The sequence below is a fragment of the Stenotrophomonas sp. 21LCFQ19 genome (genome assembly GCF_056861425.1).
Genome location: NZ_JBSPUF010000016.1, coordinates 1 through 15,489 on the forward strand (window position 1 = coordinate 1; position 15,489 = coordinate 15,489).

Here is a 15,489-nt window from a genome sequence, read left to right on the forward strand (position 1 = left end):
GATCGTGCCCGGCTGATTCGGGCCCGGCGGCGTGCCGCCCTGGTTCGGGTCTTCAAACGCCGGTGGATCATTCACCGGTGTTACGGTGATGGTGACCTTACTGGTGGTCGTCCCACCTTCGCCGTCATCAATGACAACGGTAAACTCATCAGTACCGTTGTAGTTCGGAGCCGGCACATAGCTGTACTCGCCGGTCTCAGGGTCGATCGTAACCGTGCCATTCAGCGGAGGCTCTCCGATCACATACGTAAGCTGATCACCATCAGCGTCAGTAGCCGTGATCTTGCCGTCGATAGCAGTGTCTTCCGGCGTAGTGACCTCATAGTCGCCCGAGTCCGGATCGAAGCTCTGGCCGGGGATATAGCCCGGATCACCGGGATCCAGACCTTCGTTGGGATCCACCGGCACTGGCAGGTCATTGACCGGAGTAACGTCAATATTGACTGTGCTGGTGCTGCTGCCACCATGACCGTCCGTTACGGTGACGACAAATGCATCTTGACCGTTGTAGCCGGGCTTCGGCGTATAGGTGTACTCGCCGGTCTGTGGATTGATCGTAACCGTGCCATTCACCGGCTGCGTAGTGACGGCATAAGTCAGCGCATCACCATCCGCATCAGCACCAACAACACGACCGCTCACTGGATCATTCTCCGCGACGGTGTGCGCGTAATCCGGTGATTCTGGCGGCCGATTGCTGTGCTTGTCATCGTCGCCATCGTCGACTGCTGCATAGACAGCACCTGCACCGACAAGCGCCAGTGCGGCGATCGCCCACGCCGGCAGGCCTGCTGCGGGCGGGACAAACCCAGCAGCAGCGAGGTCTTCCTGGATTTCGGCAAAGTGGAAGTCAGACCAAGGACTGGTGTACTGCCCCCACCAATGCACGCCTTCCACATCTTCCAGAACCAGGTCACTACGGTGACCTTCATCGTCTTGAACGAAGAAGCCGCGAATGGTCAGCGTGCTGCCATCCTTGAGGACAATCAGAAGGTCACTACCGACCTGCTCGAAACGCTCAACCGTCTCAGGACCGACCTTGATCTTGACGATGCTGGGCTGGGCGAGCGCCAAATCCCCAGAATCAACAACGGCAATTTTGCCGGACGACTTGGCGATGACTTCCGTATTCATGCTTTCCCTCGTTATAAGACTTCTGAAAAATTTTTCACCGACTCAAAACCACAACCCCATGCATCAAACCGGGAAGGCAGGTCACAGGCGAAGAGATCACTTATCAGCACACTGCCACCACCGCCGACGGTCGGTAGCGCAAGTAAAAAAACCACCGTTTGGCTGCAACGTTGGCGTTGAGTTCGAAACGTACGACCAGTGCGTATAACGCCCTGTACACCTCCCAATCGCTGACTCCCGCGAACAAAGGCTCTGCAGAAGTTGCACTCAGCGGTGCTTTCCACGGCGATACCCGCCGCAGCGTCATACCTGCCCCCTTTCAAAACCAGAGCGGTGCGCCATATGCCCAAAGGCATGATGTCGTCCACCGCAGTACCGTCCATTGCCAAGACGTGCAGTAGAAGACACCTTGCGGAATGCGCTTCTCCTGCCCCCATTCTCCCCGTGAATGACAAAGCCTCTGGCCTGTACGAAACACGTGGAAAAGCAAAGGCAATCTAGGTTTGCACCTGGAGATCATCAATCGCGAGTTACTCACCTTTGCTCACATTGCGTGAGCAAGGCAACGCCAGCATGCAACTGCTATCGCATCGGCCTGGTTTTCGTGGAAACTCTCGGTCCTGCAACCTTCAGACGACTCCTCACAGAGGAGCGTGTCCGCAAAGAGACGAAGCGATATGCCTGTCAGGGCTCAAACAGGTACCCGGCCCCTCTCACCGCCTGCAAAGGCAGCGCCTCCCCCGAGTTCTCGATGCACTTTCTCCGCAGGCGATAGATCAGCATCTCGAGCCGATGCGGATCAAAGCCGTCGGCATCAGCTGTCAGGTTCTTTATCAACGCCTCACGGGACACTGGCTCGTTTGGAGTTGCCACCAGTATCCTCATCACCTGGCGCTCGGCTTGGTTCAGGGTCAATGCGACGCCTGCAGGCGTCAAAAGAGCCCAACCATTCCGGTCCAGGACCCATGTACCAGGATGTGTTGCTTGAGACTCATGACCCACGCGCCGTTGATGGACGTTACGTAAGGTTTCAATCACCTCATCCATCTCCGTCGGCTTCACCAGGTAGGCATCTACGCCGGCACGCAACCCTCGCAGGCGGTCCGAAGTCGTTCCCTGGCCCGTATACATGACGATTCCCAACGAAGGCGAAAGGCCGCGCATATGCCTGGCAATATCGATACCATCGTCATCCGGCAAACCCACATCCAGAAGAACAAGGTCAAATGGGGATCCAGCCCACATGCGATAGAACTGCAATGCGCTCGCAAGCCCGATAGCATCGAAACCCGCATTTCGGAGAATAGGAACCATGATCTTCTCCCGAAGCTCTTCGTCATCTTCCACAATTGCGAGGCGCGGTAACAAGATCATCTTCTCGGGGGCGGGTCTTTGGACCATCATATCGGATACCACTGGACTGCAACGACCAAGCCTCATCGGTTCGGGTCCACGCGCCTTCCAGAAACCAGCTCGTGTACTGGAGAAAAGCCTATCCATGCGTGCGCCTGGTTAGCGGATCTTGGGTTACCGCTCTTTGCTTCATTGCTTCATGCCGCGCGGGCATGAATGACACTGCGGCACCATCGAAAACCATTCAAAGTTTCAGTCATCGGATCGTTGCAACCCGAATCGCGACGAACGTTGCAGCAACGCCCGTTGGACATGATCATTACGATGCCCTGAGTGCAGCACAGGTCATCACCCCGGGTTTTTGACTTCCCCAGGAAACAAAACCGTGTGCAGGAAAAAGTATATTCGGCGAATCGGGAAATAGCCTCGACCGATTCGCACCACTCAAGATACCCCCCGGACATATTGCCAGGCACCTCATGAATCCGATCTCCCGCTGGCTGAACAACACCCCCATTATCAATGCAGTCGACAGGCGCAATGCACCCTTCCTGCAGATACTGCTTCTGTTCTTCGGCATCTTCGTACCGCTGAACAAAGCAGTTTTTCTGTACGCGATCTACAGTGGCGCTTGGCAGAAGCCTGGCCCTTTGCAACTCTATGCAGACCTGGCCACCGACATCCTTCTGGTCGCATCCGCCTGGATCGCACTGAGGTTGATACGTCGCGGCGTCTTCCACAAAGGTGTGACGCTATTCCTGGCGGTCACGGCGCTATGCGTCGGTATTGCCTACGCAAGCGTGGGCCTGGCTCATATACGGCCCGACCCCATCCCCTTGTTGTTGCTTTCACTGGCCGGCCTGGTAATAGGCCGTCGCGCTCTTTGGCTCATGCTCGCGTCACTAACCGCAATGCTGTTGGCGTGTCTTGTGTTGGATGCCTTCCGCGCCAGCGCCATCGCACCGGCCGCATCGATTGGCAAGGCAATCTCAATTGCAGGCATCTGGCTGATCATTACCGTGGTGCTCGATCGTACCGTTGCTGCCCTGCGTATAAGCCTGCAGGAATCTGAAAAGCGCGGCCAAGCACTGGAACAATCGAACTGGCAGCTCCGCGAGGAGATCGCAGAACGTGAACGCACCCAGGTGCAATTGATTCATTCGCAGAAAATGGATGCTGCCGGGCGCCTGGCAAGCGGGCTCGCGCACGACTTCAACAATGTGCTGGTTATCATCCTGGGCTATGCACAACAGCGAAACCAGCTTGCCAGCGATGGCGGTATACCGGCACTCGCATCTACGCTGGAAGGCATCGAGATGGCGACACGCCGTGCAATGGCCATCAGCAGGAAACTGCTGAACTTCAGTCGTCTGGAAATAGCACGCCCAGAAACATTCGACGCCTGCGAGGCAACGCACGAGCTTCAATCAATGTTGCGACAATTGCTGGGCAGTCGTATCCGCTTGCAGCTGGATATCCCACAACGCCCCATTTCCATCCACATGGACAGGAACCATTTTGAACTGGCGATTCTAAATATCGCTGGAAACTCGCGCGATGCGATGCCCGAAACTGGCACCTTAAGAATTTCCGCATCGGCCGCCCCTGCAGGAAAATCATTCGCGCTGACGCTATCTGATGACGGCGCGGGCATGCCAGAGCCAGTACAGCTTCGGGCCTTCGATCCATTCTTCACGACAAAGCCTACCGGTGAAGGCACTGGTTTAGGGCTATCTGTAGTCAAGGACATAGTAACCACTGCAGGCGGCTCGATCAGCCTTGAATGCCCACCTGCCGGCGGTACCACCATAAGGATTGAACTTCCTTTGGCGTCCCCTGCTGCCGACAGCCACGAGCCCACCTCCGCAACTTCAGATATTGTTTATCTGGAATAATCACCGCAAGAATCTAATCGACAGCCGGACCTCATGAGCGAAACCACATATCAACTGGCGAAAGGGCCGACGCCTTCCGGCGAGTGCATTGGCGTCGACTTGGCGCCAGAAGATGCCGCACGCCCGTTGTGGGTCTGGTCCGGCGTTGGTTACCACACACATGCTGCACGGATCTCATCGCGCGAATTGGCCCCCGCATGGCCAGAGCATTTCGCGCTTGTCGCGCCGTGGCTTGAGCCACTGTTTCGTATCCAACAACCAGGTGCACCTGAACTTCCCGCCGCTGTGCTCATCCAGTTCGAGCGCTACCACGGTCAGCGCGCACCGCTGGCGAGCTCGGTTGGGGCCTAACAATTCGTCCAAGCCGATGTCGCTACGCGGCCCGGCTCAACTCAGGTGTCAGCAGGCATGGCTAGATCATCGCAATTTGCAGTCGTCTTGGTTGCAGCTTTCGCGGGCTGCAACGTGACTGAGGTCCCGGAGACTTCCTACCCAGACATGGCCGCAGTGGTCGCTGGCGGCGGTATTTCCGGCGGCTGGATTCCCAAGTGGCTTCCCGCCAGCTCGACCGACCTCCGCGAGATCCATGACATCGATACGAATGAGAGCGCCCTGACCTTCAGTATTTCCAGCAACACCAGCTGGTACCCGCCTGGCCAATGCCAAGCAGTTCCCGCTTCGGCCGTTGTTCCGTCACGCTATCACCCATCGCGGTGGCCGACTCCATCCGAGCTCGATAGTTCTTACACGTTCTTTCGTTGCCCCAGCGATGTATCACCAACATCCATGTTTGTTGGTGTTCACAAATCAGGCGGTCAGGGGCTGCATTGGCGCGTCTCTGCGACGTCCCCCCAGAATCGGGGCTGGATCATTGGCACGCCACGCGCGGCCCCAGGATCAAACTGTATCAAGGGAAGATTCCATCCGGCATGACTGGTGCAACCGCCCCTCGGTGCCGCCTTTCAGGTAGGTCGGCAACATGAGAAATACACCCGAGTTCCACGAGGCGATGGCACGAATGTATCGTGCCATCGATGTTTCACCAAAGAACGAAGCGGCGTCAACGCGTGCCACGCAACTCCTTTTTACCAGGAGCATGGATGCCCTCTTTGAGGAGCTCGAAGGAAAACCTGTCGCCGAGTTCATTGGCAAAGAATTCGTCACATCAAATGTGAAAGTCAGATTCTCCGTTGCCAAACTTCAAGAATTAATGGACAGGTATGCTGCCTGGTAATTCTATCGAACCGAACCCGCTGCGCGGGTCGGCTTAGCTCCAGAGTTAGACGCCGGCTCCTGTTCGGAACCGAACCGACGCCGCCCTGAAATTGTCCTGTTGGGCAGCGGTGAGATGACCTGCGCGCTCTACTGCATCAATCAAGATCAGTGATGGGATCTTGCCGAAGAAACGCGTTCCACAGCGAAAGAAAGAGCCAAGCAATTGATTCCACGCTATGTACAGTGGACGGAGCTGACGGATCGAACGCGGAAATTTTCCACCAACCTTTCCAGAAATCCTTGCTCCAACTCGATAGAAACAGAGCTAAGCAATTGATCTCATGGTGGCCCACCATCAATCAAAAAGCAAACCTATGCAACTGAATCTAAAGGATATTAATACATCCAACCCCAAACGTTACTAACCGCGTTACTCACACTAGAAAAAACAAACCAACTTCGAATCCAGTGCGCGTCGGAAGCTCTTTCTGCGCAGAACCCGCTCTCATCCGAAGTCCTAGAGCCGGCCAGTAGGCTCAGCATCGATCGCCCACCCAACGACTACCAATCATTGATATCAGGATCAGCAACGGCCTTTACAACGCAAACTTACATTGCTGCAGTCGAATAGCCATACTTCATGGGCTGCCCCACTGCGAACGATCCTCTGGACGCGAAGTTCCGGCTAGTCGGGCAATGCATGCGCAATCAGATCAGTCAGTACACCACGCAGAGTGAATTCCGAAACATCTGGATTACGAACTGCACGCATCGCTGCACCTTCCACTAGCAATCGCAGTAACAAGACGCGCTGCTGGATAGCACCTTCGTCCAAAGCGCGGCCACGCTCTTGATCGTGACGCCGCAACCACTGTGCGATGGCCTCGCCTATCTGCTTGTCGTGATTGCGCACTACCTCGGCAATGACCGGATCACGATGCGCCTCTGCATTGATCTGCGCGAACAGCACCACGCTGGCGATCGTGCTGCCGCGCGTTTCCAGGGTCTCGCCACGCGCCCAATGCTGGTAGCAGACCAGCAGGCTCTCGACCAGATCGGCCGGTGCCGGAGGATGCCGCATGGCCTCCTGGTCGTGCGCGAGCTGCCGCTCGATCAAGGCCAGAATCAATGTGCGTTTGTTATCAAAGTAGCGGTACATCAGCCCCTGGCTGATGTTCGCCTCGGCCGCGATTTCGCTGATCGATCCTGCGTGGAAACCGCGTCCGATGAAGCACTGCTGGGCAGCATCCAGGATCCGTTGACGTTGCGCTTCGGCGTGTGATCTAGCGGCTTCGTCGGCAGCTGGGGACAGGACTTTATTGGGCGGCATCGCATGCTGGGAGGCGTGAAGTGTCCGAATGGTACGTCAGTCACGCGTGAATGAACGGTCATTCATTTGTAATTTCAGCCGCCCAGAATCCGCCCGGTCTTCCACTCCCCCGCGAACGGATCCGATGCGCCCCGCCATGAAGCACCCCCACCTGCTCGCTCTCGCCATAGCGGCAGCCCTGCCCCAGCTGGCCGTAGCCAGCGACGCCGAAAGCGCGGATAGCGGCAACCGCGATGTGGTTTCGCTGGACCAGATCGTCATCACCGCACAGAAGCGGGCTACCAATCTGCAGGAGACCCCGATTTCGGTCTCGGTCGTCGATGCCGAGGCCTTGAAGGACCGCAGCGCGATCTCGATCGGCAGCCTGTCAGACGGCTCCATTCCCTCACTGCGCGTTACCCCGTTCGCCACCCGCAGTTCGGCGCTGAACATAGGCATACGCGGCATCGGTGCTTCTGGCGACGCCAACCAGCCCGCCCGCGATGCAGGTGTCGGCATCTACGTCGATGGCGTGTTCATGGGCCGTGCCCAAGGCCTGGGCAGCATGTTGTATGACGTGGAACGCATCGAAGTCCTGAAGGGACCGCAGGGCACCCTGTTCGGCCGCAACACCGAAGGCGGTGCGGTCAGCATCGTCACCAAGCAACCGCTGGGAGAATTCGCTGGCAGCGTCAACGCCGGCGTCTCCAACTACAGCGGCCAGAACACCGGCCTGCACCTGGACCTGCCCAAGCTGGGCGACGTCAGCTTCAAGATCGATGCGGTGCAAGCCAAGCGCGGCGGCACCACCGACAACGCCATGCGCGGCGAGCGCGACTTCAACAGCTACGACAAGCGCGGCGCGCGCGTCAGCGCGCTATGGCAGCCCAGCGACAGCTTCTCCGCCCTGTACGCGTTTGACCGCTCCTACGATGCGACCACGCCGTACCACGTGCAGATGCTGGTTCCCGGCCCGGCAGTGAGCCCCCTCCAGAGTGCCGGCGCCAGCAAGGAGCGCCGCAGTCGTTCCATCCTGGGCGGCCCGCAGGAAGACAACATCGGCCGCACCAGTGGCCATCTGCTCAATCTGGGCTGGACCCTGAGCGACACCCTCGAACTGAAATCGATCAGCTCCTACCGCGAGCTGACCCAGGGCCAGTTCGACATGGGCCTGGTGGATGCCACATCCGCCTATGGTGGTCCGAATACGCTGTTCGGGCGATACAGCTTGGCGCAGGTCTACCAGCACCAGTACAGCCAGGAGCTGCAGCTGATCGGCAACACCTCGCAGATTGAGTTCCTGGCCGGTGCGTTCTACTACCACGAGACCGCCGGGGACAACGCACAGACACCGAACATGCTGCGCTGGGGAGCGGATGGCAACAGCTACACCGTGAACCCGGCAACCAACCCGCTCGACCTTTTCAAGGTCCGCATCGATCGTGCCAGCAAAGCATGGACGGACAGCCTCGGTTTCTTTGGCCAGGCCACCTGGACACCGGCATCGCTGGAACGCCTGCACCTCACTGCTGGCGGCCGCTACACCCAGGATGACAAGAAGGGCCAACTGCACACGGTCAATGGTGTCGCCACGCAGCTGCGTTTCGATGACTCGTGGAGCCGCTTCGACCCGATGGTCAACATCGCGTATGACTTAACCGACAGCGCAATGGTGTACGCCAAGTACAGCACCGGCTTCAAAGCCGGCGGCGCCAACTCACGCTCCACCACCTACACCGCTTTCGATCCCGAAGAAGTCACTGCCTTCGAACTCGGCTTCAAATCGCAGTTCTGGCAAAACCGTGCGCGCCTGAACCTGGCCCTGTTTGATTCGAAGATCGAACACAAGCAGATGGATTTCTCGCTGCCGTTCGACCCCAATAGTGGCGAGACACGCACCACCATGGTCACCACCAACGCACTGACCAACGGAAAGTCACGTGGCGCCGAATTGGAATTCAGCGTGATGCCGGTGGACAACCTGACCCTTGGCCTGAACTACGCATACACCAAGATCGATGCACAGACCGCCGTCGATCCATTCGGCGCAGGTGTCGAGGTCACCGTCAAACCGCTGTTGGCACCGAAGAACGCCGGCAGCGCATCCATCGACTACCTGCTGCCGTTCGCCAACTTCTCGGCACTCAAGTTCCACCTCGACGGCAACTGGTCCGATGGCTACTACACCAGCGAGTACGACCAGATGCTCACCGACAGTTCGTTCGTGGTGAATGCCCGCGTCGCGCTGGTGGACGTGCCGTTGAACACCACCGGCTCGACCATCGCCTTCTCGCTGTGGGCGCGCAACCTGCTGGACGAGGAACACCTGTTCTACAAGCTCAACAGCAGCGCCTTGGGGCAGACCGGCATCTTCAACGATCCGCGCACCTATGGCTTCGACGTTACCGTCAATTTCTAATCCTTGGAGACCCCCCTGATGAAAACGCGAAGCACCCCGATCGCACTCGCCCTGGCCCTGCTCACTCCGGTGCTCGGCGCCGGCGCCGTCGCCCATGCCGATACACCCGCCGCGGCCACCGCTATGCGCAGCGGCAACACACAGCCGCTTGCCGATGACGCACAACGCGTCATGGCGCTGCAGGGTGCATGGAATGTGCGTTCCTTCGCTGGCCTGCAAGGCAGCCGTGGTCCGATTCCCGCCAATGCGTTCATCCGCACGGCAGATCTTGGACGATTGACTGCCGCCGATCGCGACGCCCTTGCCGCCGCCGGCGTGACGCTGGACATCGATCTGCGCACGGCCGATGAGCAGACCCAGTCGCCTGACCTGCTGGCCAGCGACGACCGCTTCGACTACCAGCGCATCTCGCTGATGGGTACGGAGAAGATGGATCTGCCGAAGATGATGAAGTCGTTCCCCGACTCCCTGGGCGAAGCCTATGTGCAATGGCTCGGCCACAGCCAGCCGCAGTTCAAGCAGGTGTTCCAGCGCATCGCGGCCGAGAAGGACGGTACGGTGCTGTTCCACTGCACGGCGGGCAAGGACCGTACCGGTATCATCGCCGGCCTGTTGCTGAACCTGGCCGGCGTTGCCGATGGCGACATCGTGCACAACTACGCGATCTCTGCGCACTACCTGGAAGGGCAGCCCAAGGACAGTGCGATGAACGCGCAGATGATGGAACTCATCCGCCAGAACCCGGAGATCGGCAGGAAGATGGCAGGCATGGCAGGTACTGCGCCGGAGAACATGGAGATGTTTCTCTCCGCATTACAGCAGCAGTACGGCGGTGCTGAGGGCTATCTGAAATCCATCGGCATCAGCGATGCAGAGATCCAGCAGCTCAAAGCACGCCTGGGCCAGGCAGGGTGAAATCCGACCTAAATGCTGCGACGGTTCAACGGACCACGCAGCATTGAGAACGGCCCAACAAACAGGATTCGAGAAGTAAGTGACGGGGCCGGCTCTTATGCTGGTCCCGTCCTATGCGGATCATTCAGAGGTCTTCGTTCGGCAGCTTGCACTCGATATCCGAGCCGCGAGCTCGCTGACGTTGGCTCATGTCGGAAGTACAAGCTGGGATTGCCGCGGAAGTCTGCGCAGTTCGCTCCAGCAGTACGGGCACCAGCCAATTCCCCGGATGCATGCATTGCAGGAAAAAACACCGCAACGCATTGAATTACGTGGTGGGCCCACCAGGATTCGAACCTGGAACCAAAGGATTATGAGTCCTCTGCTCTAACCGTTGAGCTATAGGCCCGTAGCGACGACACAGTGTAGTGGAGCTTGCAGCGTGCGACTACTTCCCTGTGTCTGCTTTTGATGTGCGCCTGTTGCGCAAAGCGCAACGCCCGCGCATGGCTGCAGCATTGGCCAGGTCCTGGCGGTGATTCCCATCCAATCCACCTCCACCCACCCAAAGAAAAACCCCGCCAAGGCGGGGTTTTTCATTCCGGCACTTACGCGCCAGCAATCACTTGCAAGCCACCACTCACTCGATGTCGAGGAAGCTGCGCAGCTGCTCCGAACGGCTCGGGTGACGCAGCTTGCGCAGCGCCTTGGCCTCGATCTGGCGGATGCGCTCGCGGGTCACGTCGAACTGCTTGCCCACTTCTTCCAGCGTGTGATCGGTGTTCATGTCGATGCCGAAGCGCATGCGCAGCACCTTGGCTTCCCTCGGGGTGAGGCCGGCCAGCACGTCACGCACGGTTTCAGACAAGTTGATGTTGGTGGTGTTCTCGATCGGGGACTCCACGTTGGTGTCCTCGATGAAGTCGCCCAGATGCGAATCCTCGTCGTCGCCGATCGGGGTTTCCATCGAGATCGGCTCCTTGGCGATCTTCATCACCTTGCGGATCTTGTCTTCCGGCATGTCCATTTCCTTGGCCAGCTCCTCCGGCGTGGCCTCGCGGCCGTACTGCTGGAGCATCTGGCGGGAAATGCGGTTCAACTTGTTGATCGTCTCGATCATGTGCACCGGGATACGGATGGTGCGGGCCTGGTCGGCGATCGAGCGGGTGATCGCCTGGCGGATCCACCAGGTGGCATAGGTCGAGAACTTGTAACCACGACGGTATTCGAACTTGTCGACGGCCTTCATCAGACCGATGTTGCCCTCCTGGATCAGATCCAGGAACTGCAGGCCGCGGTTGGTGTACTTCTTGGCGATGGAGATGACCAGGCGCAGGTTGGCCTCGACCATTTCCTTCTTGGCCTTGCGCGCCTTGGCTTCGCCGTAGGCCATGACGCGGCTGATTTCCTTCAGCTCGTCCAGGCTCAGCTGGGTGTTCTTTTCCAGGTCGATGGTGGCCTGCTGCTCGGACACGATCTGGTCCTTGACGTCACGCAGGGCCGACGACCACTTCTGCTTACGCTTGATTGCGTCTTCCACCCACTCCAGATTCGTCTGGTTGCCTTCCCACGAGCGGATGAAATCCTTACGCGGCATACGGGCGGTGATGGTAGCCAGGTGCAGCACGCGGCGCTCCTGCGACTTGACCTGGGCCATGGTGTCGCGCAGCAGGCGCACCAGCACGTCGGTCAGCGGCAGCGGCAGCTTCAGGGTCACGAAGGTGGCCGAGATTTCCTCGCGCAGCTTGGCCTGGGCCTTGACGTCGCCCTTGGCGTGCGCCTTCTTGAACTTGGCCAGGTCGGCGGCCAGCTGCTCCATGCGGGCAGCCACTTCCACCGGATCCGGACCGGTCGGACCGGCTTCTTCCTCGACGTCGTCGCCGTCGTCGTCTTCGTCGCCGTCTGCATCAGCGTCGTCGCTGGTGTCTTCGGCAACGGCCGGTGCCGGTGCTTCCTCGACCAGGTCGTTGAAGCCGACGATCACTTCGGCCAGGCGCTTCTTGCCTTCCTTGTGCAGTTCGTAGTCGGCCAATACCGACTCAACGGCCAGCGGGAAGGTGCCCAGTGCAGCCTGCACCTGGCCCAGGCCTTCTTCGATGCGCTTGGCGATGGCGATTTCGCCTTCGCGGGTCAGCAGCTCGACCGTACCCATTTCGCGCATGTACATGCGCACCGGGTCGGTGGTGCGGCCACCTTCGGTGTCGAGTGCGGTAAGTGCAGCAGCAGCTTCTTCAGCGGCGGTATCATCGACTTCACGGTTGCCGGTGTTGCCGTCGCTGAGCATCAGCGTGTCGGCGTCCGGGGCAACTTCGTGGACATCGATGCCCATGCCGGTGATCAGGCCGATGATGTCTTCGATCTGCTCCGGATCGACCATGTCGTCGGGCAGATGATCGTTAACTTCGGCGTAGGTCAGGTAGCCCTGTTCCAGGCCCTTGCTGATCAGAAGCTTGATGTCGTTTTGCTGGGCAGGACGTTCGTTGGCCATGTAATGCTCGCGCCACCGGCGATTGTGAAGATGGGAACCTAGCATTATACCAGCGCAGCATAGCGCTTGCCGGGGCGGTGGGTTCGCGGCGCGCTACGGTCTGAGCAGAAAGGTTACGGGCCCATCGTTGATCAGGCTGACAACCATATGGACACCAAAGCGGCCAATTTCCACCCCTGGGCTGTGTTTTTCACGGCAGATAGCCACCAATCGGTTGAAAAGCCGTTCAGCCTCGGCCGGCGGTGCGGCGCTGGTGAAGCTCGGACGCATGCCTGAACGGGTATCGGCGGCCAGGGTGAACTGGCTGACCAGCAGCAGCCCACCACCGGTATCGCGCAAGGAACGGTTCATCTTGCCGGCATCGTCGGCGAAAACCCGGTAACCGAGCAGTCTGTCCGCCATCCGCGACAGCATCGCCTCATCGTCGCCCGGCTCCACCCCCACCAGGGCCAGCAGGCCCGGGCCGATCTGCCCGACCACGGCATCGTCGACGGTGACCGAGGCCTGGGTGACACGTTGGATCAGGCAAAGCATTGGCAGCTCCTGCTGTAGGGCCGGGCACCATAGCATCGGGCGCCAGCGGCTAAACTTGGGGGAATGAAACCGCAATCCACCGCCAAGCTCTATTACCGTCTCGCCTGCGCCCTGACCCACCTGCCCTGGTCCTGGCAACGGACCCTGGCCGACACGGTGGCCTGGCTGTGGCGCAGCATCAATGCCCGCGAAAGCCGGGTGACCCACCGCAACCTGGAGCTGGCCTACCCGGAACTGGACCCCGCCCAGCGCGCGCGCCTGCACCGCGAGGTGCTGCGCACCACCGCCCGCCAGGCACTGGAAACCCTGTACCTGTGGACCCACGCCCCTGCGCAGAACCTGTCCCGCCACCTGCGCGAACGCCACGGACAGGACCTGTATGACGCCGCGCTGGCGTCAGGCAAGGGGGTGATCGTCATTGCCCCGCACTACGGCAACTGGGAGCTGTTGAACCAGTGGCTGGCCTCGCGCGGGCCGATCGCCATCGTCTATGCACCGCCGGAGAACCCGGTCGGCGATGAGTTCCTGCAGCTGTGCCGCGGCGGCGACAACGTGCGTCAGGTGCGTGCTGAAGGCCCAGCAGTGCGGCAGTTATTCAAGGTACTCAAGGACGGCGGCGCCACCGGCATCCTGCCCGACCAGCAACCCAAGAACGGCGACGGCGTATTCGTTCCGTTCTTCGGCATGCAGGCGCTGACCATGACCCTGGTCAACCGCCTGGCCGAGCGCACCGGCGCCACCTTGCTGTACGGCTGGTGCGAGCGTACCGGCCCCAATCTGGACTTCGCCCTGCATATCGAACCAGCCGAAGCCCAGATCGCCGACCCGGATCTGCAACTGGCCGCCGCTACCCTCAATGCCGGCATCGAGCGCATCGCCCGCCGCGATCCTGCGCAGTACCAGTGGACCTACAAGCGCTACACGCTGCGGCCGCCGGGCAGCGGCGAGCACGACCCTTACGCCACTGCCCGTCACCCGCACTGAACCTGCTGCTGCAACACTGCGTCACCCGTGCCGCTCGATTGATTCGACAGCCAACGGCCCCCATAAGGTTTCAAATGAACAGCCCCGCTTCCGCCAGCCCGCCCTACTTCGGCCAGACCGCCGCCATCCGCTGCGAGCGTGCCGCCGCCGAACTCCGTGCGGGCCGCCCGGTAGTGATCAGCGATGGCCGGCAACGACTGGCCAGCATTGCCTTGGACAGCAGCTCGCCGGAAGGCTACGCCGCCTTTGCCGAGGCCGCGCAAGGTCGCCATTACCTGTTCCTGAGCGCAGCGCGCGCGCAGACGCTGGGCATCAACGCCGCCAACGGCATCCACCTGCCACTGGCTGATCGCGCGTTTGCCGAGCTGCCAGCACTGGCCTACCTGCGCGATGCGATCGCGCCAGCCGACGCGCAAACCAATGGCAATGTGCTGGATGCAGCGACGGTGGAAGTGGCGCGGCTGGGCTTGCTGTTGCCGGCCATGATCTCGGTGGAACTGGATGCCGCAGGCAGCCCGTTCGATGACTGCCTGCAGCTGGACACCACCGCCCTGTACGAAGGTGCTGGCCAGGCCGGCCAGGACTACGAACTGGTAACGCGCTCGCCGGTGCCGCTGCGTGACGTTGGCATGAGCGAATTCGCCGTGTTCCGTGGCGGCGTGGCGCAGCGCGACCAGGTTGCGGTGATCGTTGGCAATCCGGACATGAGCGGCATCGTGCCGGTGCGCGTGCACTCGTCCTGTCTCACCGGCGACCTGTTCGGTTCGCTCAAATGCGATTGCGGCGACCAGCTGCGGCGCGGCCTGCGCACGCTCAAGGAGCTGGGCGGCGGCATCCTGTTGTACCTGGACCAGGAAGGCCGTGGCACCGGCATCGCCGCCAAGATGCGCGCCTACGGCTACCAACACGAAGGCCTGGACACCATCGACGCCGATGCACAGCTGGGCTTCGGTGCCGACGAACGCCGCTATGGCAGCGCAGTGGCCATGCTGCGCGCGCTGGGCGTGCAGCGCATCCAGCTGCTGACCAACAACCCCACCAAGGTGCAGCACCTGCGCAAGGCCGGCATCGAGGTCGTTGGCTGCGTGCCGGTGACCGGCGAGATCACCCACGAAAACGAGCAGTACCTGCGCACCAAGGCCGCACGCGCCGGCCATCACCTGGATGTGGATGCGCTGATCATGGCGGCGCAGTAAGCGCCCCCTTTTTTTGTTGCGTTTGTGGGAGCGGCGTAAGCCGCGAAGCTATTGCAACATCCGGCGCC

12 protein-coding genes and 1 tRNA gene are annotated in these 15,489 nt (G+C 60.2%); 7 read left to right on the plus strand and 6 right to left on the minus strand.

Going from position 1 to position 15,489, the window contains the following annotated elements:
• Both AC13FW_RS16435 and AC13FW_RS16440 read right to left on the minus strand, forming a co-directional pair.
• Positions 1 to 1,134: tandem-95 repeat protein (locus tag AC13FW_RS16435; RefSeq protein WP_482989776.1), on the minus strand; the 1,134-nt coding region annotated here is incomplete at its 3' end.
• A gap of 684 nt (positions 1,135 to 1,818) precedes the next feature.
• Positions 1,819 to 2,538: a response regulator transcription factor gene (locus AC13FW_RS16440; RefSeq protein ID WP_482989777.1), complete on the minus strand. Its 720-nt coding sequence runs from the start codon at positions 2,536 to 2,538 to the stop codon at positions 1,819 to 1,821.
• A gap of 428 nt (positions 2,539 to 2,966) precedes the next feature.
• On the opposite strand from AC13FW_RS16440, the gene AC13FW_RS16445 reads away from it, so the two are divergent.
• The 3 genes from AC13FW_RS16445 (at position 2,967) to AC13FW_RS16455 (ending at position 5,616) form a co-directional block, all read left to right on the plus strand.
• Entirely contained in the window at positions 2,967 to 4,382 is a 1,416-nt protein-coding gene (locus AC13FW_RS16445; RefSeq protein ID WP_482989778.1) for a sensor histidine kinase, read from the plus strand.
• Positions 4,383 to 4,790: 408 nt separating this feature from the next.
• The gene (locus AC13FW_RS16450) at positions 4,791 to 5,315 is read left to right on the plus strand and encodes a YbbD-related protein (protein ID WP_482989779.1); all 525 of its coding nucleotides are present in this window, start codon (positions 4,791 to 4,793) and stop codon (positions 5,313 to 5,315) included.
• 46 nt (positions 5,316 to 5,361) lie between these two features.
• Entirely contained in the window at positions 5,362 to 5,616 is a 255-nt protein-coding gene (locus AC13FW_RS16455) for a hypothetical protein (protein ID WP_482989780.1), read from the plus strand.
• 666 nt (positions 5,617 to 6,282) lie between these two features.
• On the opposite strand, the gene AC13FW_RS16460 is transcribed toward AC13FW_RS16455, so the two are convergent.
• A complete protein-coding gene (locus AC13FW_RS16460) occupies positions 6,283 to 6,927 on the minus strand; it encodes a TetR/AcrR family transcriptional regulator (protein WP_296253045.1) in 645 nt (214 codons plus the stop codon).
• A gap of 136 nt (positions 6,928 to 7,063) precedes the next feature.
• Between AC13FW_RS16460 and AC13FW_RS16465 the strand changes: the two genes are divergently transcribed.
• Both AC13FW_RS16465 and AC13FW_RS16470 read left to right on the plus strand, forming a co-directional pair.
• Positions 7,064 to 9,325 carry a TonB-dependent receptor gene (locus AC13FW_RS16465; protein WP_482989781.1) on the plus strand — a complete coding sequence of 754 codons (2,262 nt, stop codon included), beginning with the start codon at positions 7,064 to 7,066 and terminating at the stop codon, positions 9,323 to 9,325.
• 18 nt (positions 9,326 to 9,343) lie between these two features.
• Positions 9,344 to 10,240: a tyrosine-protein phosphatase gene (locus AC13FW_RS16470; RefSeq protein WP_482989782.1), complete on the plus strand. Its 897-nt coding sequence runs from the start codon at positions 9,344 to 9,346 to the stop codon at positions 10,238 to 10,240.
• A 312-nt stretch (positions 10,241 to 10,552) separates the two neighbouring features.
• On the opposite strand, the gene AC13FW_RS16475 is transcribed toward AC13FW_RS16470, so the two are convergent.
• The 3 genes from AC13FW_RS16475 to dtd form a co-directional block, all read right to left on the minus strand.
• Positions 10,553 to 10,628 (minus strand) — tRNA-Ile (locus AC13FW_RS16475).
• A gap of 231 nt (positions 10,629 to 10,859) precedes the next feature.
• Entirely contained in the window at positions 10,860 to 12,707 is a 1,848-nt protein-coding gene (rpoD, locus tag AC13FW_RS16480; RefSeq protein ID WP_482989783.1) for an RNA polymerase sigma factor RpoD, read from the minus strand.
• 93 nt (positions 12,708 to 12,800) lie between these two features.
• Positions 12,801 to 13,241 carry a D-aminoacyl-tRNA deacylase gene (gene dtd, locus AC13FW_RS16485; RefSeq protein WP_482989784.1) on the minus strand — a complete coding sequence of 147 codons (441 nt, stop codon included), beginning with the start codon at positions 13,239 to 13,241 and terminating at the stop codon, positions 12,801 to 12,803.
• Between the two features lie 63 nt (positions 13,242 to 13,304).
• Here dtd and AC13FW_RS16490 point away from each other — a divergent pair, with 63 nt between their 5' ends.
• Positions 13,305 to 14,225: a lauroyl acyltransferase gene (locus tag AC13FW_RS16490; protein ID WP_482989785.1), complete on the plus strand. Its 921-nt coding sequence runs from the start codon at positions 13,305 to 13,307 to the stop codon at positions 14,223 to 14,225.
• Positions 14,226 to 14,299: 74 nt separating this feature from the next.
• Positions 14,300 to 15,421 (plus strand): GTP cyclohydrolase II RibA, encoded by a 1,122-nt coding sequence (ribA, locus tag AC13FW_RS16495; protein ID WP_482989786.1) that lies wholly within the window; start codon positions 14,300 to 14,302, stop codon positions 15,419 to 15,421.
• The last annotated feature ends 68 nt before the right edge of the window (positions 15,422 to 15,489 follow it).